General features: G+C 73.2%; 21 protein-coding genes. 20 read left to right on the forward strand and 1 reads right to left on the reverse strand.

Annotated elements, in window-relative coordinates; all coding sequences use genetic code 11:
* Window positions 1-56 precede the first annotated feature (56 nt).
* The 17 genes from ACFPL3_RS14965 to ACFPL3_RS15045 all read left to right on the forward strand — a co-directional run bounded on the left by ACFPL3_RS14965 (window position 57) and on the right by ACFPL3_RS15045 (window position 16,880).
* On the forward strand, window positions 57-611 hold the full coding sequence (locus ACFPL3_RS14965; protein ID WP_343941750.1) for a glucose-6-phosphate isomerase family protein: 555 nt from the start codon (window positions 57-59) through the stop codon (window positions 609-611).
* Window positions 611-1,252 carry a bifunctional 4-hydroxy-2-oxoglutarate aldolase/2-dehydro-3-deoxy-phosphogluconate aldolase gene (gene eda, locus ACFPL3_RS14970; protein ID WP_343941749.1) on the forward strand — a complete coding sequence of 214 codons (642 nt, stop codon included), beginning with the start codon at window positions 611-613 and terminating at the stop codon, window positions 1,250-1,252. The genes ACFPL3_RS14965 and eda overlap by 1 nt, the downstream gene beginning before the upstream one ends.
* Window positions 1,249-2,223, forward strand: a complete 975-nt coding sequence (locus tag ACFPL3_RS14975; RefSeq protein ID WP_343941748.1) for a shikimate dehydrogenase family protein — start codon at window positions 1,249-1,251, stop codon at window positions 2,221-2,223. Before eda ends, ACFPL3_RS14975 begins: the two co-directional genes overlap by 4 nt.
* Window positions 2,220-3,158: an NAD(P)-dependent oxidoreductase gene (locus ACFPL3_RS14980; RefSeq protein ID WP_343941747.1), complete on the forward strand. Its 939-nt coding sequence runs from the start codon at window positions 2,220-2,222 to the stop codon at window positions 3,156-3,158. The genes ACFPL3_RS14975 and ACFPL3_RS14980 overlap by 4 nt, the downstream gene beginning before the upstream one ends.
* On the forward strand, window positions 3,155-4,027 hold the full coding sequence (locus tag ACFPL3_RS14985) for an SIS domain-containing protein (protein WP_343941746.1): 873 nt from the start codon (window positions 3,155-3,157) through the stop codon (window positions 4,025-4,027). Before ACFPL3_RS14980 ends, ACFPL3_RS14985 begins: the two co-directional genes overlap by 4 nt.
* A 53-nt stretch (window positions 4,028-4,080) precedes the next feature.
* Window positions 4,081-5,619 carry a sugar ABC transporter ATP-binding protein gene (locus ACFPL3_RS14990; protein ID WP_343941745.1) on the forward strand — a complete coding sequence of 513 codons (1,539 nt, stop codon included), beginning with the start codon at window positions 4,081-4,083 and terminating at the stop codon, window positions 5,617-5,619.
* On the forward strand, window positions 5,616-6,623 hold the full coding sequence (locus tag ACFPL3_RS14995) for an ABC transporter permease (protein WP_343941744.1): 1,008 nt from the start codon (window positions 5,616-5,618) through the stop codon (window positions 6,621-6,623). Before ACFPL3_RS14990 ends, ACFPL3_RS14995 begins: the two co-directional genes overlap by 4 nt.
* 24 nt (window positions 6,624-6,647) lie before the next feature.
* Window positions 6,648-7,655, forward strand: a complete 1,008-nt coding sequence (locus ACFPL3_RS15000; RefSeq protein WP_343941743.1) for a substrate-binding domain-containing protein — start codon at window positions 6,648-6,650, stop codon at window positions 7,653-7,655.
* Window positions 7,655-8,422 carry an SDR family NAD(P)-dependent oxidoreductase gene (locus ACFPL3_RS15005; RefSeq protein WP_343941742.1) on the forward strand — a complete coding sequence of 256 codons (768 nt, stop codon included), beginning with the start codon at window positions 7,655-7,657 and terminating at the stop codon, window positions 8,420-8,422. The genes ACFPL3_RS15000 and ACFPL3_RS15005 overlap by 1 nt, the downstream gene beginning before the upstream one ends.
* 17 nt (window positions 8,423-8,439) lie before the next feature.
* Window positions 8,440-9,471, forward strand: coding sequence for a zinc-dependent alcohol dehydrogenase (locus ACFPL3_RS15010; RefSeq protein ID WP_343941741.1), 1,032 nt, complete (start codon window positions 8,440-8,442; stop codon window positions 9,469-9,471).
* 61 nt (window positions 9,472-9,532) lie between these two features.
* Window positions 9,533-10,636, forward strand: coding sequence for a sugar ABC transporter substrate-binding protein (locus ACFPL3_RS15015; RefSeq protein WP_343941740.1), 1,104 nt, complete (start codon window positions 9,533-9,535; stop codon window positions 10,634-10,636).
* Window positions 10,633-11,652: an ABC transporter permease gene (locus ACFPL3_RS15020; RefSeq protein WP_343941739.1), complete on the forward strand. Its 1,020-nt coding sequence runs from the start codon at window positions 10,633-10,635 to the stop codon at window positions 11,650-11,652. The genes ACFPL3_RS15015 and ACFPL3_RS15020 overlap by 4 nt, the downstream gene beginning before the upstream one ends.
* Window positions 11,649-13,181, forward strand: coding sequence for a sugar ABC transporter ATP-binding protein (locus ACFPL3_RS15025; protein ID WP_343941738.1), 1,533 nt, complete (start codon window positions 11,649-11,651; stop codon window positions 13,179-13,181). The genes ACFPL3_RS15020 and ACFPL3_RS15025 overlap by 4 nt, the downstream gene beginning before the upstream one ends.
* A 4-nt stretch (window positions 13,182-13,185) precedes the next feature.
* Window positions 13,186-14,154, forward strand: a complete 969-nt coding sequence (locus tag ACFPL3_RS15030) for an ABC transporter permease (RefSeq protein ID WP_343941737.1) — start codon at window positions 13,186-13,188, stop codon at window positions 14,152-14,154.
* 228 nt (window positions 14,155-14,382) lie between these two features.
* Complete coding sequence (locus ACFPL3_RS15035) at window positions 14,383-15,120, forward strand: hypothetical protein (RefSeq protein WP_343941736.1); 738 nt, start codon at window positions 14,383-14,385, stop codon at window positions 15,118-15,120.
* A 162-nt stretch (window positions 15,121-15,282) separates the two neighbouring features.
* On the forward strand, window positions 15,283-16,239 hold the full coding sequence (locus ACFPL3_RS15040) for a ParA family protein (protein ID WP_343941735.1): 957 nt from the start codon (window positions 15,283-15,285) through the stop codon (window positions 16,237-16,239).
* A 104-nt stretch (window positions 16,240-16,343) separates the two neighbouring features.
* Entirely contained in the window at window positions 16,344-16,880 is a 537-nt protein-coding gene (locus ACFPL3_RS15045; protein WP_379589205.1) for a PadR family transcriptional regulator, read from the forward strand.
* On the opposite strand, the gene ACFPL3_RS15050 is transcribed toward ACFPL3_RS15045, so the two are convergent.
* A complete protein-coding gene (locus tag ACFPL3_RS15050) occupies window positions 16,801-17,787 on the reverse strand; it encodes an NAD-dependent epimerase/dehydratase family protein (protein WP_343941734.1) in 987 nt (328 codons plus the stop codon). The genes ACFPL3_RS15045 and ACFPL3_RS15050 overlap by 80 nt on opposite strands.
* 125 nt (window positions 17,788-17,912) lie before the next feature.
* Between ACFPL3_RS15050 and ACFPL3_RS15055 the strand changes: the two genes are divergently transcribed.
* The 3 genes from ACFPL3_RS15055 to ACFPL3_RS15065 all read left to right on the forward strand — a co-directional run bounded on the left by ACFPL3_RS15055 (window position 17,913) and on the right by ACFPL3_RS15065 (window position 20,040).
* Window positions 17,913-18,341: a MarR family winged helix-turn-helix transcriptional regulator gene (locus ACFPL3_RS15055; protein ID WP_343941733.1), complete on the forward strand. Its 429-nt coding sequence runs from the start codon at window positions 17,913-17,915 to the stop codon at window positions 18,339-18,341.
* A 134-nt stretch (window positions 18,342-18,475) separates the two neighbouring features.
* Complete coding sequence (locus tag ACFPL3_RS15060; RefSeq protein ID WP_343941732.1) at window positions 18,476-19,237, forward strand: nuclear transport factor 2 family protein; 762 nt, start codon at window positions 18,476-18,478, stop codon at window positions 19,235-19,237.
* Between the two features lie 29 nt (window positions 19,238-19,266).
* Window positions 19,267-20,040, forward strand: a complete 774-nt coding sequence (locus ACFPL3_RS15065) for an SDR family oxidoreductase (protein WP_379589142.1) — start codon at window positions 19,267-19,269, stop codon at window positions 20,038-20,040.
* Window positions 20,041-20,049: the final 9 nt, after the last annotated feature.

Genomic DNA, 20,049 nt, shown 5'->3' on the forward strand with positions numbered 1-20,049 from the left:
CGATGACGTCCCAGGTGCCCGAGCCCGGTGCGCTGACGATTGATCCAGGTGGAGCCATGACCGGCCGCACCGGCTTCTACGAGAAGCGGCTCGGCGACATGGTCGGCGTCTACCGCGACGAGCGCATGTTCGGCGACGCCGTGGCCGAGCGCGGCGCCGACCACCTCGTCTACCGCGTCGAGGAGCACCGCAGCGGTGACGGACCGGGCGCCCTGATCGTCGGCACGAGCACCCTCCTGCCGGGGCGCTACGGCGACGAGTTCGCGGTGACCCGCGGTCACCTGCACGCGCGCGCCGACCGCGCCGAGCTCTACCACTGCCTGTCCGGCCGGGGCGTGCTGCTGATGGAGGCACTGGACGGCCGCAGTCGCGCCGTCCCGCTCGCTCCCGGCCAGGCCGTGCACGTGCCCGGGCACTGGGTGCACCGCAGCGTGAACACCGGCGACGAGCCGTTCGTGACGCTGTTCTGCTACCCCGCCGACGCGGGTCAGGACTACGCCCTCATCGCCGAGGCGGGCGGGATGGCCCAGCTCGTCGTCGACGACGGGGCCGGGGGTTGGACCACCCGCTCCAACCCCGACCACATCGGCTACCGGAAGGAAGCGGCCTGATGGCGCCCGAACCCGACGTGCTCGCCGCGATCGAGGCGCTGGCGGTCGTCCCTGTCGTCGAGATCGACGACGCCGCGGACGCCGTGCCGCTCGCCCGCACCCTCGCCGACGCCGGCCTACCGGTCGTGGAGGTCACCTTCCGCACGACGGCGGCCCGCGAAGCAGTGGCCGCGATCGCCGCGGAGCTTCCGGATTTCCTGCTGGGTGCGGGCACCCTGCTGACGCCGGACATGGTCACCTCGGCTGCCGAGGCGGGCGCGCGGTTCGGCGTGTCGCCCGGGTTCTCGAGCGCCTGCGTCGCCGCGGCGGAGAAGGCCGGGCTGCCGTTCGTGCCGGGTGCGGTCACCCCGAGCGAGGTCGGGGCCTGCCTGGAGGCGGGGGCCACGCACATCAAGTTCTTCCCGGCCGGCGCCTACGGCGGCATCGCGACGTTGAAGGCGCTCGACGGGCCGTTCGGGTGGACGGGTGCCCGGTTCATGCCGACGGGTGGGGTGCGACCGGAGAACGCCGCCGAGTACCTCGCGTTGCCTGGTGTCTTCGCCGTCGGCGGCACCTGGATCGCCCCGCGGGCGGACATCTCGGCCGGCCGCTGGGACGCGATCGCCGAGCGAGCCCGCGCGGCCGCGGAGCTGCGGCCGTGACGGCGGACCCCACGGCGCTCGACCCCGCTCCGGGCGAGCTGCCGCGCCCGGCCGAGCGGCCCACGCTGTACTTCATCGGCGTCACGACCGGGCGTTCGTCGATCCGCACGGTGTTCCCGCGCTGGGCGCGGGCGCTCGGACTCGGGGACGTGCCACTGGTCGGGGTGGACCTGCCGTTGCACGCGCCGCGCGAGGCCTACCGGCGGATCGTGGAGTTCCTCGCCACCGACCCGCTGAGCGCGGGCGCCCTCGTCACCACGCACAAGATCGACCTGTACGCGGCGTGCACCGACCTGTTCGCCGAGGTCGACCCGCTCGCGCGGCTCATGGGCGAGGTGAGCTGCCTGGCCAAACCGGACGGCGCGCTCGTGGCGTCGGCGACGGACCCGATCACGGCCGGGCTCGCGCTGGAGTCGATCCTCCTGGAGCGTCGCTCGGTGGCCGGCCCGGCCGACGCGTTCGTCATGGGCGCGGGCGGCTCGGCGATCGCGATCAGCTGGTACCTCACCCGCCCCGAACGCGGGGCCGACCGGCCGGCGCGGATCGTCGTGACCGACCCGGACCGCGGCCGGCTCGCCGCGCTGCGCCGGGTGCACGACGAGCTCGGCACCGACGTGCCCGTGGAGTGTGTGCCGGTCGACGGAGCACCGGAGAACGACGCACTGCTCGCCGGCCTCGCCCCGGGTTCGCTCGTCGTCAACGCGACCGGGCTGGGCAAGGATGCGCCCGGATCACCGCTGACGGATGCCGCGCGGTTCCCGGCCGGTGCTGTCGCCTGGGACCTCAACTACCGCGGCGAGCTGGTCTTCCTCGACCAGGCGCGGCGCGCCGGGGTCCGCGTGCACGACGGCTGGGAGTACTTCCTGCACGGCTGGACCCGGGTGATCGCCGAGGTCCTCCAGGTGGAGATCCCGACCTCGGGACCGCGTTTCGCCGAGCTGGGGCGCCTGGCGGCGGAGGTCCGGCGGTGACCGCGCGCGTGCTCGTGACCCCGCGGTCGCTCACCTCGGTCGGGCTCGACGGGGTCGCGGAGCTGGCGCCGTTGCGGGCCGCCGGGTTCGCCCTCGTGCCGGGGCCTGCCGGCCGCACGCCGAGCGAGGCCGAGCAGCTCGCGCTCGTGCCCGGCTGCGTCGGCTGGCTCGCCGGGGTGGAGCCGATCGGGGAGCGGGTGCTGGCCGCGGCCACCGACCTGCGCGTGATCAGCCGCAACGGATCGGGCACCGACGCGATCGACGCGGCCGCCGCGGCCCGCGCGGGGATCCGGGTGGTGCGCGCGGAGGGCGCGAACGCGCAGGGCGTTGCTGAGCTGGCGCTGGCGCTCGCACTGGCAGGGCTCCGGCACGTCCCGTGGTCGGCCGCCGCCCTGCGGGCGGGCGGCTGGGACCGCCACCGGGGCCGCGAGCTGGACGAGTGCCGCGTGGGCGTGGTCGGGCTCGGCTCGATCGGTGGGCGCGTGGCGCGGCTGTTCCAGGGGTTGGGTGCCGACGTCGTGGGCGTCGACCCGGCCGTGGACCCGGCCACCGCACCCGTCCCGGTCGTGGCGCTCGACGCGCTGCTGACGTCCTGCGACGTCATCACGCTGCACGCCCCGCCCGCCGCCGACGGCAGCCCGCTGCTCGACGCGGACCGGCTGGCCGGCGTGCGCAGGGGGACGGTGCTGGTCAACACGGCCCGCTCGGCCCTCGTCGACGACGTCGCCGTGCTCGCCGCACTGGACGACGGGCGGCTGGCCGCCTACGCCGTCGACGCGTTCGACACCGAACCCCCCGAGCTCACCCCGCTCCTGCGCCACGAGCGCGTCGTGGCGACGCCGCACGTCGGCGGGTTCACCGGGGCGAGCGTGCGGCGTGCGACCGCGCAGGCCGTGGAGAACCTCCTCGCCGCGCTCACGGAGGTGCCGGCATGACGGACGAGTCCGTGCTCGAGCTCATCACCGGTCGGCAGGACCGGATGCGCCCCTCGGAGCGCAAGGTCGCCGCGGCGGTGCTCGCCGATCCCGCCGCGGTCGTGCACATGAGCATGGCCGGGCTCGCCGACACCGCAGGCGTGAGCGAGCCGACGGTCATGCGGTTCTGCACCGGCCTGGGCTTCAGCGGGTTCCAGGCGTTCCGGCTGGGGCTGGCGCAGTCGCTGGCGGTGGGCATACCGGTCACGCACTCCGCGATCGAGCCGGACGACCCGGTCGAGGCGATGGCCGGCAAGATCTTCGACCACACGCTGAGCAGCCTCGACCGCACCCGGCGCTCGCTGGACACCGCGGCCGTCGCCGCCGCCGTCGAGACCCTGGTGCGGGCCACGTCGGTGCACTTCGTGGGCCTCGGGGCCTCGGGGATCATCGCCCAGGACGCCCTGCAGCACGCCGTCCTGTTCGGCGTTCCGTGCACGGCTCCCGTCGACCTGCACCAGCAGTACATGGCCGCGGCGATGTGCGGGCCGGGCGAGGTGGTGGTGGCGATCTCCAACACCGGGCGCACGACGTCGGTGCTGGAGGTCACCGAGCGCGCGAAGCGGGCCGGTGCGGCGGTCATCGCCGTCACCGGCGGGCCGGGCCCGCTCGCCGACCTCGCCGACGTCGCGATCGTCCTGCGCACCTTCGAGGACACCGACATCTACACGCCGACGGTCAGCAGGCTCGCCGGACTCGTGCTCGTCGACGTCCTGGCCACGGCCGTGGCGGTGCGCCGCGGTCCGGCGCACCTGGAGCGGCTGCGGGAGATGAAGGAGGCCCTGTCGGTCTTCCGGGGAAGCGCTGATGGCAGCCGGAACGTGACTTGACATCCTGTCATTACAGGTATGCGATGGCCGAGGGGCATGAGGAGGTGCAGGGAGTGGACGACGTCGTTTTCTCGGCCCGCGGCGTGAGCAAGAGCTACCCGGGCGTCCAGGCGCTGACCGGGTTGGACCTCGACGGCCGCGCGGGCGAGGTCCTCGCGATCTGCGGAGCGAACGGCGCGGGCAAGTCCACCTTCGCCCGGCTGCTGGCCGGTCAGGAGGCGCCCACCGCCGGCGAGATCCGGGTTGCCGGCCACCCCGAGCCCGTCGCCGACCCCGCGGAGGCCGACCGCGCCGGGATCCTGCTGATGCACCAGGAGCCGCTGATCGTCGACGACTTCAGCGTGGGCGAGAACGTGTGGCTCTACCGGCTGCGTTCCGGGCGTGACATCCGGCCGTGGTCGCTCGCCCGCCGCGGCGACGACGAGCTCACCCGGCAGGCCCTGCGCGACGTCGGCCTCGGCGACGTCGCCCCCGGTCGGCTCGCCGGCTCCCTCGCACCGGGGCAGCGGCAGATGCTCGCCCTCGCCCGCGCCCGGGTCACGCCGCACAAGGTGTTGATCCTCGACGAGACCACGGCCTCCACGACCGAGGAGCACTTCGCCGACGTGCAGGAGATGGTGGCCGCGGAGAAGGCCGCGGGCACGGCCATCGTGTTCGTCTCGCACCGGATGCCCGAGGTGTTCGCGCTCTCGGACCGCATCGCCGTGCTGCGCGGCGGCCGGCTCGTCACGGTGCTGCGCACCGCCGACACCGACCCGGCCGAGGTCACGACACTGATGATCGGCGAGGGGGTGCGGGCGCTGGAGCGCCCGCCCGCGCACCGCGCCGCGGGCCGTCCGCCGGCGCTGGCCGTGCGTGGCCTGCACGCGGGCTCGGCGACGGACGTGTCGTTCGCGGTCCGGGGCGGCGAGGTCGTCGGGATCTACGGGCTGGTCGGCAGCGGCCGCTCCTCGGTCGCGCGCTCGGTGTCGGGCCGGCAGCAGCCCCGCGCCGGCACCGTCGAGATCGCCGGCCGGCCGGTGACGATGCGCAGTCCCGGCGCCGCGCTGCGGTACGGCGTCGCGTACCTCACCGAGGACCGGCGCCGCGAGGGATTCGTCGCCGAGTTCAGCAACGCCGAGAACCTCAGCCTCGTCACGCTGCCGCGGCTCGCGACGGCCGGCGTGGTGCGCCGCCGCGACGAGCGGGCGCAGGTGCGGGACCTGATCGAGCGGTTCCAGGTCAAGGGAGGCCCGCAGACGCCGACGCGTGCGCTGTCGGGCGGCAACCAGCAGAAGGTCTGCCTCGCCAAGTGGCTCGCCGCCGACCCGGACGTGATCGTGCTCGACGAGCCGACCAAGGGCATCGACGTCGGTGCCCGCCTGAACATCTACGAGATCATCCACAGCCTCTCCCAGCAGGACAAAGCCGTCCTCGTGGTCACCAGCGAGGCCGAGGAGGCCCTGCTGCTGTGCCACCGCGTCCTCGTCCTGCGCGACGGCCGGCTGGTCGCCGAGCTCGATGCCGCGCAGGCCACCACCGAGGACCTCATCCGCGCCGCACTGGGCGGGGCGCCGGGAGAAGACGCCGCCCAGGGAGGGGACGCCGCATGACCGTCACCGAGAAGACCGCCCGCAGCGACCCCGCCGCCGGCGCGGTGCCGCGGGCGTGGGCGGGCCGGGGCGGGGTGTGGCTGCGCAGCCAGTACCCGCTGCTCATCCTCGTCGCGCTGGTGGTGGTCGCGGCGATGCTCTCCGACGCGTTCCTGTCCACGCGCAACCTCGAGAACCTCGTGCTGCAGATGTCCGTGATCGGCATCGTCGCGCTGGCGCAGTTCATCGTCGTGGTGTCAGGCGGGATCGACATCAGCGTCGGTTCGGTGCTGGGGTTGGCCTGCGTGCTGTCGGCCGGCCTGTTCGGCGGGTCGTCGGTGTTCGTGTCGGTGCTGGTGGCGCTGGGCGTCGGAGCGCTGCTGGGGGCCGTCAACGGGTTCCTCGTCGCGTTCCGCGACCTGGAGCCGTTCATCGTCACGCTCGGCATGCTCGCGCTGGCTCGCGGGCTGGTGTACGCCTACACCGAGGGCGTGCCGGTCCGGCCGGCGGATCCCGCGTTCATGGTGGCCGGCACCGCCACCGTGCTCGGGGTGCCGGTGCTCGGCATCCTCTGGATCGCCGTCGCCGTCGGCATGGCGTTCCTGCTGCGCCGCACGGTCTTCGGCCGCCGCGTGTACGCCGTCGGCAGCACGCGGGAGGCCGCCCACGCCTCGGGCGTGCCGGTGCGCGGCACCCTGCTGGCCGTCTACGTCATCGCCGGGCTGCTCGTCGGCCTCGGCGGGTTCCTGCTGGCGTCCCGGGTCGGGGCGGGCACGCCGACCGCAGGAACCCTCTTCGAGCTGGACGCGATCGCCGCCGTCGTCATCGGCGGGGCACGGCTGGCGGGCGGGCAGGGCCGCGTGTTCGGCGCCGTCGTCGGTACCGCGATCTTCGGCGTCATCACGAACCTGCTCGTGCTGCTGAACGTCTCGACATTCCTGCAGGACGCCTTCCGCGGCGCCCTGATCCTGCTCGCGGTGGCGCTCGCCACCATCGGCCGCACCGGCACGCGGCGCGGTCACTGACGAACCCGAGAACCCGGAGAACCCATGCGCACACCCCGCCTCCTCGCCGTCGCGGCGGCCGCGTCGCTCGCGCTGCTGTCCGCCTGCGGCACCGTCGGTTCGAACTCCGCACCCGACCAGGCCCAGGAGCCGAAGCCGATCACCGAGGTGACGATCGGCTTCGCCCAGCGCCAGATGGACGCGCCGTACTACGCGGCCATGGAGGCGATGGCGCAGGAGCGCGCCCGAGCCGAGGGCTTCACCCTGCTGTTCCAGAACGCGGGCGGCGACCCCGTCACCCAGCTCAACCAGGTTCAGGCGATGCTCGCCCAGGGCGTCGACGCGCTGGTCGTCAACGCGATCAGCCCCGAGACCCAGCGCGTCCAGCTGGAGCAGGCCGCGGGTGAGGTGCCCGTGCTGTTCGTCGACACCTCGATCCCGGACGTCGGTCTCACCGCGGTGCAGTCGAACAACAAGGAGATCGGGCGCCTGTCGGGCCTGCTCACGGCGCAGCGCTTCGGCTCGGGCACCACGATCCAGGTGGCGATCCTCGACGGCGGCCCGAACGACGAGATCGTCGGCCCGGCCCGTCAGGAGGGCTTCCTCGCCGGGCTCACCGAGGGTGGGGCGACCCCGGAGGTCGTCGCCTCCGCGACGGCCACCTACACCCAGGAGGAGGCGGTCCCGGCCACCGAGTCGATGCTCGCCGCCCACCCGGAGACCGACCTGGTGCTCGGGCTGAACGACTCCATGGCCCTCGGCGCGCTGAGCGTGCTGCGCAACCAGGGCAACAGCACGGTCCTCGTGGCCGCGGCGGCCGACGGGCAGAAGGAGGCACTCGCCGAGATCGCCGACGGCGGCTGCACCGGGCAGTACGTCTCCACCGGGCTGAACTCGCCGAGCCTGGCCGCGGAGCAGGTCTTCGACATCGCGGTCGGCGTGGCCACCGGGAAGCTCGACCCGGCGACGGTGGAGAAGACCTCGCTGACCGAGGCTGCGGGCATCGGCTGCGAGAACGTGTCGGAGTACTACGACCCGAGCAGCATCTTCTGATGGGCGTCCTCGACACGTTCCGGCTCGACGGCCGCACCGCGCTCGTCACCGGCGGGAACCGCGGCCTCGGCAAGTCGTTCACCCTCGCGCTGGCGCAGGCAGGTGCCCGGGTCGCCTTCGTGGCCCGGGACGCCGACCGCAATGCCGCCACCGTCGAGGAGCTCGCGGCCCTGGGCGTCGACGTCCTCGCGATCACCGGGGACATCACCGTTGCGCCCGACGTCGACCGCGCCGTCGCCGAGACGGTGGCGGGCCTCGGCGGTCTCGACATCCTCGTCAACAACGCGGGCGCCTGCTTCCACAACCCGTCCTGGGACGTGCCCGACGAGGAGTGGGACACGGTGTTCGACCTGAACGTGCGTGCGCTGTGGAAGTGCAGCCGGGCGGCGGGCCGGCACATGCGCGCCCACGGCGGCGGGTCGATCGTGAACGTCGGCTCCATGTCGGGGTTCGTCGTGAACCGGCCGCAGTGGCAGCCGGCCTACAACGCGTCGAAGGCCGCGGTGCACCACCTGACGCGGTCACTCGCTGCGGAATGGGCCCCGGACGGCATCCGGGTCAACGCCGTGGCCCCGGGCTACGTCAAGACCGAGATGTCGCCCGTGCACCGGCCGGAGCTGCGGCGCTACTGGATCGAGGACGCGCCGCAGCAGCGCTACGCCGAGCCGGAGGAGATCTCGCCGAGCGTGGTGTTCCTCGCCAGCGACGCCGCGTCGTTCATGACCGGTTCCGTGCTGGTCGTCGACGGCGGCTACTCGGTCTTCTGACCGCGGAGGGAAGTGCCATGAGCAACATGCGCCAGGTGGTCGTGACCTCGTCCGAGGACATCCAGGTGGTGGAGGTGCCTCGGCCGGGGCCGCCCGCGCCGGGGCAGGTGCTGGTCGCGAGCCGGCTCGTCGGCATCTGCGGCACCGACGTGCACGCCGCGGCCGGCCACCACCCGTTCATCGACCGGCCCTACCGGCCGGGGCACGAGGTGGTCGGCGTCGTGGAACAGGTGGGGGAGGGTGTCGCCGACCTCGCCGCGGGCGACCGGGTCGTCCTCGAACCCAACCTCACGTGCGGCGAGTGCCCGCAGTGCCGCGACGGCCGCTACAACATCTGCCGCGCGCTCGCCGTCTTCGGCTGCCAGACGCCCGGCGGGATGGCCGACGCGTTCGCCGTGGCCCGCGACCGCCTGCACCGCATCCCCGACGGCATGTCCGACGAGCTCGCCGCGCTCGTGGAGCCACTCGCGACGCCCGTGCACGCCGTGCGCAGGGCCGGTGTTCGCGCCGGCAGCCGGGTGGCGGTGCTCGGCGCGGGCCCGATCGGGCTGCTCGTGCTGGTGGCGGCCCGGGCCGCGGGCGCCGAGGTCGTGGTCGTCACCGACGTGCTGCCCGAGAAGCTGGACCGGGCCCGGCGCCTGGGCGCCGCCGAGGCGCTCCGCGCCGACGTCCCCGACCTCGTCGACCGGGCCGCGGCGGTGTTGAAGGGCGCCGACGTCGTGTTCGACTGCGTCGCTTCCGCGGGGTCGATGGCGCAGGCCGTCGAGCTCGTCGACAAGGGCGGCACGGTGATGGTCGTCGGCATCGCCGCCGGTCCCACCTCGATCCCGCTGCACCTGGTGCAGGACCGGGAGATCGCGGTGATCGGCAGCCTCATGTACGTCCGGGAGGACGTGGAGCGGGCGATCGCGCTGCTCTCCTCCGGGGTGGTGGCGGCCGACGAGCTCGTCACCGCCGTCTACCCGCTCGACCGCGCCGCCGAAGCGTTCGCGGCGTCGGCGGACCCCCAGCAGGTGAAGGTGCTCGTCTCGGTCGGCGACCACGCCTGACGACGCCGCCCCCCAGCAGTCCCGTCCGGCGTCGTGCCGGCCAACCCCGAGAGGCTCGAAGATGAGTGTCCCGAAGCGCTCCGCCCTGCGCGGATCGCGTGTCGCCGCCGCCGGTGCGGCCCTGCTCGCCCTGCTCGCGGCGGGCTGCTCCTCGGCCAGCGAGGAGGCGGCGAGCAACACGGCCCCTGCGGCGCCCCAGGACGTCGTGCTCGTGCAGTCGATCCGCAGCCTGTCCAACCCCTACCACGCCAACTGGGCCAAGGGCGGCGAGATGTTCGCCCGGTCGGTCGGCCTGCCGGTGCAGACGCTCGCCAACGAGGGCGACTCCCAGCAGCAGCTCAACCAGATCAAGTCGGTCCTCAGCGGCGGCAGCACCGTCGTGCTCAACGTCGACCCGAACACCTCGTCCGACACGCAGGCGATCGTCCGGGCGGTGCAGGAGGCGGGCGGACACGTCGTCACGCACTGGAACAAGCCCGACGAGCTCGCGCCCGCCGACGTCGGCAACGGGTGGGTCGCGCACGTCTCCTTCGACGGGCGCGTCGGCGGCTACGAGACCGCGAAGGCGCTGTTCTCCGCCATGGGTGGGGGCGGCGGCATCATCGCCCTGCAGGGCATCCTCGACAACGTCCCGGCCAAGCAGCGCTTCGCCGGGCTGGAGCGGGCCCTGCAGGAGAACCCGGGTGTGCAGCTGCTCGACCAGCAGACCGCGGAGTGGAACCGGAACAAGGCGTTCCAGGTGACGCAGACGCTGCTCGCCAAGCACGGCGGGCAGGTCAAGGGCATCTGGGCCGCCAACGACGACATGGCGCTCGGCGCCCTGGAGGCCCTGCGCGCGGCCGGGCTCGCCGGGCAGGTGCCGATCGTCGGCAACGACGCCGTGCCCGAGGCGCTCGAGGCGATCCAGGCGGGCGACAGCGGTTACGTCGCGACGGTGTCCTCGGACGCCTACTGGCAGGGCGCCGCGGGTCTCGCGCTCGCGTACCGGGCCGCCACCGGTCAGTACGACGTCGCCGCCGCGAGCCCCGGCGACCGCGCGTTCTACGGCGAGCAGTTCGTCATCACGAAGGACAACGTCGGCGACTTCACCACCCCGCCCACCGAGGCCGACCTCGCCGACGACATCGCCGACCCGCTCGCGCGCAACACGGGCGCTCTCGAATGAGCGCTGCCGGGCCGGGCACGGCCACGGTGGCGGAGAGGCGGCCCGCCCTGGCCCCCACCCCGCTGGCCCGCCGGGTGATCGACGCCGGGCCGGTGCTCGCCCTGGTGGCTCTGATCGTGGTGTTCTCGCTGGTGAGTGACCGGTTCCTGACCGTGGGCAACGCCGGCAGCATCGCCGATCAGGCGGCGATCCTGCTGGTGCTCGCCGTCGGCGCGACGTTCGTGATCCTGCTCGGCAGCATCGACCTGTCCGTCGAGGGCGTGATGGCGACCTCGTCCCTGGTCGCCGTCCTGCTGGCGGCCAACGACCGCAACGGCAACGACCTCGGCTACCTCGCGGTGCTCGGCGGGGTGGGGGTGGGTGCGCTGTTCGGACTGGTCAACGGCATCCTGCACACCCGGCTGCGGATCCCGTCGTTCATGGTCACGCTCGGGACGGGCGCGATCGGCATCGGCATCGCCACGGTCCTGTTCGGCGGGCAGCCGCCCCGCATGCTCGACGAGGGGCTGCGGCTGTGGGGCACCGACCGCGTCCTCGGCGTCTCCCGCCTGGCGCTGCTCGCCCTCGCCGTGCTGCTGCTCGGCTACTTCGTGCAGCACTACACCCGCGTGGGACGCACGATCCTGCTCGTCGGCGGCGACGAGCAGATCGCCCGGCTCGCCGGGCTCCCGGCCGCGCGCTACAAGGTGTGGGCGTTCGTGCTCGCCGGTTCGGCCGCGGGCCTGGCCGGCGTGCTGGCCGCGACGCGGCTCGGCGTCGGCGACGTGCAGATCGGATCGGGTCAGCTGTTCGCCACCATCACCGCGGTCGTCGTGGGCGGCACGCTGCTCTCCGGGGGCCGCGGCGGGGTGCTGCAGACGCTCGTCGGCGCCCTGCTGATCAGCGTGCTCGCCAACGGGCTGATCCTGGCCGGGGTGGACCCGGCGATCCAGCGCTCGGTGCAGGGCGTGGTGATCGTCGTGGCGATCGCCGCGACCGTGTGGACCCAGCGGCGGCGCACCCGGGTGGTCAAATGAGCACGCCCGCCCTGGAGCTGCGCGGGGTCACCAAGCGCTTCCCCGGCGTCGTCGCCCTCGACGACGTGAGCCTCACCGTGCGGCCGCACGAGGTCATCGGCCTGATCGGGGAGAACGGGGCCGGGAAGTCGACGCTGCTGAAGATCCTCTCCGGGGTGTACCAGCCCGACGAGGGCGAGCTGCTCGTGCGCGGGCAGGCCCGGCGGTTCACCGGGCCGCGGGACGCGGCCCGGGCGGGCGTCGGGATCGTGCACCAGGAGCAGTCGCTCGTCGGGTCGGTGTCGGTGGCCGAGAACCTCGTGCTCGGTTTCGAGGGCCCGGCCGTGCGCGGCGGGATCTACCGCTGGCCGGAGCTGAACCGGCGGGCGCAGGCGCAGCTGGACAAGATCGGATCGCCCATACCGCCGACGGCCCGCGTCGAGGCGCTGACGTTCGCGCAACGCCAGATGGTGGAGGTCGCGAAGGCCCTCTCGGTCGAGGACCACCTCGACGGGCCTGCGGGCACGGAGCCGGTCATCGTGTTCGACGAGCCGACCTCCGTGCTCGACAACGACGACACCGAGGTGCTGTTCGCGCAGATCGAGCGGCTGCGCGCCCGGGCGTCGGTCGTGATCGTCTCCCACCGGCTCGACGAGGTGCTGCGCGTCTCCGACCGCGTCTACGTCCTCAAGGACGGGCGCTGCGTCGCCGAGCGCGACCCCGCCGACGTCGACGTGCAGGAGCTGTACCGCCTGATGGTGGGCCGGGAGAGCACCGGCAGCTACTACCGCGAGGACGCCCAGGGCGACGTCGACGGCGCCGAGGAGGTGCTCGGCGTCACCGGCCTCACCCGGGCGGGCGGCTTCACCGACGTGTCGCTGTCCGTGCGCCGCGGCGAGGTCCTCGGCGTCGCAGGCGTCGTCGGGTCCGGGCGGGAGGACCTCGCGCGCGCCCTGTTCGGCGCGGAACCCGTGGACGCGGGTGAGATGCGGCTGGCCGGCAAGCCGGTGCGCTTCCGGTCACCGGCCGGCGCCGTGCGGGCCGGCATCGGCTACATCCCGGCGGAACGCCGCTTCGAGGGCGTGGCGATGGGGTTGTCGGTGGCCGACAACATCCTGCTCGCCGACCGCTCCCCGGTCTCCGCCGGGCCGTTCGTCGACCCCCGCCGCCGCCGCGAGCTCGTGGCGCGGTGGATCGAGCGGCTGCGGATCCGCACGCCCGGCCCGGCCACCGACGTCGCGACGCTGTCGGGCGGCAACCAGCAGAAGGTGGCCCTGGCCAAGTGGCTCGTCTCGCCGCGGCTGCGGGTGCTCGTCCTCGACCACCCCACCCGCGGCCTCGACGTCGGCGCGAAGGAGGACGTCTACCGCCTCGTGCGTGAGCTCTGCGAACGCGGGCTGGCGATCGTCCTGCTCGCCGACACCCTCGAGGAGACCATCGCGCTCAGCCACCGCGTCGTCGTCATGCGCGACGGCCGGGTGACCGCCCGCTTCGATGCGCCTCCCGGCGCGAAACCCACCCAGGTCGAACTCGTCGAGCAGATGGTGTGACCCCATGACCAGCGTGTCGTTCCTCCGCCGCGACGACGTGCGCGAGCGGGTCGTCGCCGCCGTGCCCGCCGCGGTCCTCGTGGCGCTCGTGCTCGCGGTCGCGAGCCGCGAGCCGTCGTTCCTGGGGGCGGCGAGCGTGCGCGCCCTGCTGGAGGGGGCCGCGCCGCTCCTGCTGCTCGCCCTCGGCCAGACGTTCGTGATCCTCATCGGCGGCATCGACCTCTCGGTCGCCGTGCTCGCCTCGCTCGGCACGGTGCTGCTCGCGTCGTGGCTGCCGTCGGCGGGCGTGCTGGCGGTGCTCGCCACGCTCGCCGCCACGACCCTCGCCGGCGCGCTCAGCGGGGCGGTGAGCGCCTACGCCCAGGTCCCGTCGTTCGTGGTGACCCTCGGCGCGATGGGCCTGTGGTCCGGTGTGGCGCTCACTGTGTCGGGCGCCTCGACCATCTCCATCACCGAGGGCTACGACACGATCTTCTGGATCCGTGATCTGCGCGTGGCCGGACTGCCGATCGCCGCTGTGCTGGCGGTCGCCGCAGTGCTGGTCGCGGCGGGCCTGATGGCGGCGCTGGCCGGCGGCCGCCTGCTGCACGCCGTGGGCCGGGCCGAGCGCGCGGCACTGATGTCGGGCGCGCGCACGCCGCGGCTGCGGGTGCTCGCGTTCGCCGTGTCGGGGCTGTGCGCGGGCCTCGCCGCCGTCGTGCTGGCCGCGTCGCAGTTCAGCGGAGCACCCACGTTGGCCGACTCGTTGCTGCTCCCCGCGATCGCCGCGGTCGTCGTCGGAGGCACCGCGATCACCGGCGGTGTCGGTGGCCCGCTGCGCACGCTCGTGGGCGCGCTGCTGATCGCGGTCCTGCGCGTCGGCATGTCGGTGATGGGCGTGGACCCGAGCTACGAGCAGATCGTGTACGGCGCGGTGATCGTGTCTGCGGTCGCGCTCACGCTGAACCGGGGGACCGTCGGCATCGTGAAGTAGGGCCCGTGGGGTCGGTCGTGCCCGTGCGGCACGTGGCGGAGAACTCGCGGTGCGCAGAAGTCCTACTGCCGCTCCGGCGTTCGGAGTACCGCGAGCCTTCTCGGGGCCGCTGTCGGCAACGACCGCCTCACCTGCGGGTTCAGCGTTCGCGGGTCGGGTAGTCACGCAGGACCGGCAGCCCGATGCGATCGCAGTGCATTTCCACCGCCGCGAAGGAGCGACCCCACCGTGAGCCATCAATCACCGATCGACGCGGTCGACATCAGCGGTTACATCGTCCTCGGCGGGAAGCGGCTGAACATCCGCATCACCCTCGACGACACCACCGACGCCGACACCGACAGCGACGTCGAGACCGCGGACGACGCGGATGACGAGTTCGACGACGAAGCCGACGCGGAGGACGGCGAACCCGACGACGAGGACGCGGAGTTCGACGACGAGGACGCGGAGTTCGACGACGAGGACGCGGAGTTCGACGAGGACGAGGACGACGAGGACGAGCTCGACGAAGGCGACGTCGAGCAGGACGACGAGGGCGACGTCGAGGAAGACGATGAGCTCGACGAAGGCGACGACGAGCTCGACGACGCCGCCGACGACGACGACGCCGCCGCCGACGACGACGGCGCCGACGACGCCGACGACCAGGACCCCGCGCAGGCCGATCTTCGCGACCTGCTGCGCCCTCGGCCCCGGCGACGGCCGGAGGCCCGCCGCGAGGAGAGCGGGAACCGGGAAGGCGGAGGTCGCCCCCGCCGTCGGGACGCCGGCCAGTCCTCCGAGAGCCGGGAGAGGCGTACCCGCGGGTCCGGGTCGTCGGACCGCGACGACCGGCAGGGGAGGGGAAGGGTACGCCGGGCGAGGCCCGACGAGCCGTCGGCCGGGAAACCGGCCCGGCCGGCCGACGATGACCGATCGCGCGGGCGGACCAGCAGGGAGGGCGCGGTACGGAGGCGCCGCTGACCGGTTGCCCGGGCGTTCGGCGCAGTCCCGGCGCGCAACCGTAGGCGGGTCTTGCGCGGAGTGGCCGAGCCCGTCCGGGCCAGGCATGGAGATCCCTGCCCGCGGGTACCTGGCGCTGCAATGCGGGGCCGGTGTCCGCTCACCGACCAGTGGGAGGTGCCGATGGTCGAGCGTTCGACGGATCAGGAACGCGATTTCGCGTTGGGGCGGGTCATCGCGATCGTCAACGACAAGGGTGGCGTCGGTAAGACGTCGATCGCCGCGAACCTCGCGGGCCAGTTCGCCGGCGCCGGCTACCGCTGCCTGCTCATCGATCTGAACCGCCAGGCGAACCTGGCCGACGACCTCGGCTACCGCAACGCGGACGCCGACGACCAGGGTGCGGGGTTGCTGGGCAGCGTCCTGGCCGGCACCCCGCTCACCCCGGTGGCGGACGTCCGCCCGAAGTTGGACGTCGTGTGCGGGGGAGCGCGGCTCGAGGACCTGACCCCCGTCATGGTCTCGCGCCTGCAGCACCGGGGGCGTAAGGCGTTCCGGGTCCTCGGGGACGTTCTCGCCCCGATCGCGACCGACTACGAGGTCGTGTTCATCGACTGCCCACCGGAGTCGACGATCCTGTCCGACCTGGCGTTGGCCGCTGCGCGGTGGGTGCTGATGCCGACGAAGTCGGACGTCGGTGGCCTCGTGGGCATGACCCTCGTCGCCGAGCGGTTCGCGCTCGCGCAGGAGATCAACCCGCGGTTGGGTCTGCTCGGGGTGGTCCTCTTCGGGACCGGCTCGCGCTCCCGGGCGATCCACGGCGAGGCCCGGGCGGCGATCGACCGGGCGTTCGGCGGCAACTCGCCGCGATTCGAGACGTCCATCCGGCACGCGGAACGCACCGCCCAGGATGCGCGGCGCCTCGGCAAGCTGGCCCACGAGCTCGAGATCGAGGCCGCGGCCCAGCCGGCGTGGTGGGAGGCGTTGCGTTCGGGTGTCCGCACGCCGCGGGTGTCCGAGACCGCCGCGAGCGTCGCGGGTGACTACCGCGCCCTTGGCGTGGAGGTGCTCACCGCGTTGCAGGCGGCCGAGGAAGCGGAGCGGGCCGGAACCGCAGACGGCACAGCGGCGCCGGCATGACCTCGAGCGACCCGGCTGCCCGCGACGGACGAGAGCGACGGCGAGCTGCCGGCGACCTGTCGTCCGTCTTCGGCGCTGCTGCGGCCGCACTGTCGCGGCCCCGCATGCGCAGGCGGCGGCCTCGGGAGCCCGATCCGGTCGAGTCGGAGATCGTGGAGGACGACGTGGCTGAACACACGAGGCGTCTCCCCGGCGCCCCCGCACGACGACGCTCCGGCGTCGTGAAGGTCCGCGACCGCCAGCACGTCGACCTGCTCCTCCTCGCCGCCGCCACGACGGAGCCTGCGAACGGGTACGAGATGATCGATCGTGTCCGCGAGCGCAGCGACGGGCTCTTCGAGCTGCCCCTGGGCGTCGTCATCCGCGCGCTGCACCGGCTCGTGACCAACCGGCTGGTGCAGGTGACGGGGGGCGGAGGCGGACGCGTTCGCCGCTACTCCGCGACCCCGCTCGGGATGCGGGTCCTCGCGACGCGACGGCGCGAGTGGGAGGCGTTCAGCCGCGGGCTCGACAACGTGCTCGACGCGGCCGAGGAAGGCGACCACCGCCGCGATCCCGGGATCACGGCGAGCACATCTGCGCCAGGCCCTTCTCCGGCGTCACGTCGGGCGAGTAGCCCAGGTCCGTCCTCGCGGCGGTGATGTCGTAGGACCGGTCCCGGCCGGCGAAGCTCACGAGCCAGTTGGTCAGCGGCGGCGCCGACTTCCGCCGGAGCAGGCGCGCCGCGGCGTCCGTCACCGCCGCGAGGGGCGCTGCCACGGCGAGCGGAACGCTGCGGCTCGTGGACAGGTCCACGCCGCGGGTCGCCAGCAGGGGCGTGAGGAAGTCCCGGATGGGCATGGGCGTGCCGTCCGTGACGTAGTAGATCCCGCCGTGGCGGCCGCGCGTGAGCGCGAGGATCATCGCGCCGACCAGGTTCTCGACGTGCACGAAGTCGACGATGTGGCGGCCGTGGTCGATCCAGGAGAACCGGCCGGACTCGGCGGCCTCGACGAAGGCGTCGATCGTCGTCATCCCGCGACCCCAGATGAACGGCGGGCGGAGCACCACCAGCGCGGTGTTCCCGCTGTCGGCGTTCCGGAGCGCGCTCTCGGTGGCCAGCTTGACCCGGCTGTAGGCGATGTTGGGCCGGCCCTCCGGTGTCGACTCGTCGACCACGGGGCGACGCAGGCTGCCCGTGGAGACGGATGCGGCGCTGACGAGCACGAAGCGCCGCACCTCCGCGGCGACGCTCGCGGCGTGCAGGGCGACGGTCGGCACGTGGTTGACCCGTTCGAAGAGCGAGCCGGGCCCCCAGAACTCCATGTGAGCCGCGACGTGCACGACCGCGTCGACCTCACGTAGTACGGAGAGCCACGCCGGTGCCGGCGAGCCTGCCCGGCCGAGGTCGGTCAGATCGCCGGGAACCGGGTCGGCGCCGGCGGCCCGGACGCGCCGGCTGCTCGAGTCCGAGCGGGCGAGCGACCGGACCTCGTGCCCGTCGGCCACGAGGCGGTGGACCAGGGCATTGCCGACGAAACCGCTGCCGCCGGTGACGAAGATCTTCATGCGGGCCGTCCTCCTGGACGCATTGACGTCGATTAGTTTGATGTAGATGCATTGGCGTCAATGTAACCTCCCGTAGGATGGGTGCGTCAAGCAGGAGGTGGGCGGTGCCGCGTGCCGGGCAGAGCATGACCGCAGCGCAGGTCGCGGACGAGTTCAGTCGTACGGCGAAGGTCCTCGTGCGGCGCTTCGACGAGCGGCTGGGCGAGCACGGGGTGTCGACACCGAGGTCCCGCCTCGTGGCCGAGGTGGCGCGCTCCCAGCCCGTCCGGATCACCGAGCTCGCCCGCGCCGTCGGCATCTCACAGGGGACCGCCTCCACCCTGGTCGACGCCCTCGTCCGGGACGGGCTGCTCGAACGCCAGGCCAGCGCGGACGACCGCCGCTCCGTGCTCCTGCGGGTGACGGAGCAGGGGGCTGCGCTGGCTCAGGACTGGACGACCGGGTACGAGCTCGCGGCGGAGGAGCTGTTCCGGCCGCTCACCTCTCAGCAGATGTCGACGCTGGTCGACATCCTGCGGGTCCTCGGTGCCGACGAGGGGGAGGTCGCACGATGACTGACCACAACGCTGCCGGTGAGGTCGAACGTCGCTGCCGTGCTGCTCATCACACCGAACCGGAGGTGTGACCAGGACAGTAGGTGTCCTGGTCGCCACCTACGTTGAGCCTCCCCAACCCACGGAGGTGAATCATGACGGTGGCGAACCTGCACGAATTCGAGGCGCTGAACCCGTTCTTCGACGTGATTTCCGCGGGGCTCGACGGGCTCGTGGACGGCGACCACTTCTTCGACTTCTTCGCCGAGGACGCCGTCATCGAGTACGTGGTCGTGACCCCCGACTACCCTCGCCGGATCGAGGGGCGGGCGGCGCTCGCCGAGCTCTATCGCACCTATCGCGAGAGGTTGTACCTGCACGGTGCAACCCTTCTGGATTCGCACTACGACCGGGACAGGTCGGTCGCCGTGCTGGAGTACGGCGCCCACGGGGTGGCGGTGGCCACCGGGGCCACGTACGAGAACCGCTACATCTCGGTGATCGGGATCGAGAACCGGCAGGTCGTCTGGTGGCGCGACTACCTGGACCCCCTCGCGGTCCTCAGTGCGCTCGGCGGGCCCGGCGCGGTCGCGGGCGGCGCCGACCTCCCGCCGGTCGTCGCGACGTACCTGCAGGCCAAGGCCGACGCCCACACGGCCGCGGGCTGCTTCGCCCCCGACGCCGTCGTCCACGACGAGGGCAAGGATCACATCGGCGTCGCGGCGATCCGGGACTGGGTGGAGGGCGTGGTGGCCGCCTACGACCTGACCCGCACGACCCGCACCGTCCGCACGATCGGCAACGCCACACTCGTAGAGGTCGAGGTGGCCGGCAACTTCCCGGGCAGCCCGGTGGTCCTGCACCACCACTTCACGCTCACCGACGACCTGATCACGGCACTCACCATCTGCCCGTGATGACAACGGACGACAGGAACGACGAAATCATGGCTCCCGAATTCGCAGACCGGCGCGCCCTCGTCACCGGCGGCACCAAGGGAATCGGGGCTGCCGTCACCGCACGGCTCAGGGCGGATGGCATCAGAGTGGTGACCACCGCCCGATCCACGCCGGAACGCCTCGACGAGCCCAAGTTCTTCGTGGAAGCGGACATCAGCACCGCAGCAGGCGTGCGGACGGTCGCGACGGCCGCCCTCGACCTGCTCGGCGGCGTGGACATCCTGGTGCACGTCGTCGGCGGGTCCGGTCAGGAGCCCGGTGGCGCGCTCGCCGTCGGCGACGAGGACTGGGACCTCGCCCTGCGCACCAACCTCCTCGCCGCGGTGCGCCTGGACCGGGCGATCCTGCCGCTCATGATCGAGCACGGCGGTGGCGCGGTCACGCACGTGACCTCGATCCAGCGGCGCAACCCGCTGCCCTCCACCGTCCCGTACGCGGCGGCCAAGGCCGCGCTCACGAACTACAGCAAGAACCTGTCGAACCAGGTCGCCGCCCGGGGCGTGCGCGTCAACTCGGTCGCCCCCGGCTACGTCGAGACCACCGCCGCCCAGGAGATGGTCAGGGCGCTCGCCCGCGCCCACGGGGTCGACGAGGCCACCGCACGTCAGCAGATCATGGATTCGATCGGTGGGATCCCCCTCGGGCGGCCCAGCCGTCCGGAGGAGGTGGCCGAGCTGATCGCCTTCCTCAGCTCCGACCGCGCATCGGGGATCACCGGCGCCGAGTACGTCATCGACGGCGGGAGCCTCCGGACGGTGTGAGCAAACTGC

This window comes from Pseudonocardia zijingensis (assembly GCF_042657305.1).
Taxonomy (GTDB): Bacteria; Actinomycetota; Actinomycetes; order Mycobacteriales; family Pseudonocardiaceae; genus Pseudonocardia; species Pseudonocardia zijingensis.

What these genes read in the sequence shown, in the direction of transcription:
- ACFPL3_RS14965 (WP_343941750.1), top strand. Translation starts at nt 57, where the DNA reads ATGACCGGCCGCACCGGCTTCTACGAGAAGCGGCTCGGCGACATGGTC.
- eda (WP_343941749.1), top strand. Translation starts at nt 611, where the DNA reads ATGGCGCCCGAACCCGACGTGCTCGCCGCGATCGAGGCGCTGGCGGTC.
- ACFPL3_RS14985 (WP_343941746.1), top strand. Translation starts at nt 3,155, where the DNA reads ATGACGGACGAGTCCGTGCTCGAGCTCATCACCGGTCGGCAGGACCGG.
- ACFPL3_RS14995 (WP_343941744.1), top strand. Translation starts at nt 5,616, where the DNA reads ATGACCGTCACCGAGAAGACCGCCCGCAGCGACCCCGCCGCCGGCGCG.
- ACFPL3_RS15000 (WP_343941743.1), top strand. Translation starts at nt 6,648, where the DNA reads ATGCGCACACCCCGCCTCCTCGCCGTCGCGGCGGCCGCGTCGCTCGCG.
- ACFPL3_RS15005 (WP_343941742.1), top strand. Translation starts at nt 7,655, where the DNA reads ATGGGCGTCCTCGACACGTTCCGGCTCGACGGCCGCACCGCGCTCGTC.
- ACFPL3_RS15010 (WP_343941741.1), top strand. Translation starts at nt 8,440, where the DNA reads ATGAGCAACATGCGCCAGGTGGTCGTGACCTCGTCCGAGGACATCCAG.
- ACFPL3_RS15015 (WP_343941740.1), top strand. Translation starts at nt 9,533, where the DNA reads ATGAGTGTCCCGAAGCGCTCCGCCCTGCGCGGATCGCGTGTCGCCGCC.
- ACFPL3_RS15020 (WP_343941739.1), top strand. Translation starts at nt 10,633, where the DNA reads ATGAGCGCTGCCGGGCCGGGCACGGCCACGGTGGCGGAGAGGCGGCCC.
- ACFPL3_RS15025 (WP_343941738.1), top strand. Translation starts at nt 11,649, where the DNA reads ATGAGCACGCCCGCCCTGGAGCTGCGCGGGGTCACCAAGCGCTTCCCC.
- ACFPL3_RS15030 (WP_343941737.1), top strand. Translation starts at nt 13,186, where the DNA reads ATGACCAGCGTGTCGTTCCTCCGCCGCGACGACGTGCGCGAGCGGGTC.
- ACFPL3_RS15040 (WP_343941735.1), top strand. Translation starts at nt 15,283, where the DNA reads ATGGTCGAGCGTTCGACGGATCAGGAACGCGATTTCGCGTTGGGGCGG.
- ACFPL3_RS15045 (WP_379589205.1), top strand. Translation starts at nt 16,344, where the DNA reads ATGCGCAGGCGGCGGCCTCGGGAGCCCGATCCGGTCGAGTCGGAGATC.
- ACFPL3_RS15050 (WP_343941734.1), bottom strand. Translation starts at nt 17,787, where the DNA reads ATGAAGATCTTCGTCACCGGCGGCAGCGGTTTCGTCGGCAATGCCCTG.
- ACFPL3_RS15055 (WP_343941733.1), top strand. Translation starts at nt 17,913, where the DNA reads ATGACCGCAGCGCAGGTCGCGGACGAGTTCAGTCGTACGGCGAAGGTC.
- ACFPL3_RS15060 (WP_343941732.1), top strand. Translation starts at nt 18,476, where the DNA reads ATGACGGTGGCGAACCTGCACGAATTCGAGGCGCTGAACCCGTTCTTC.
- ACFPL3_RS15065 (WP_379589142.1), top strand. Translation starts at nt 19,267, where the DNA reads ATGGCTCCCGAATTCGCAGACCGGCGCGCCCTCGTCACCGGCGGCACC.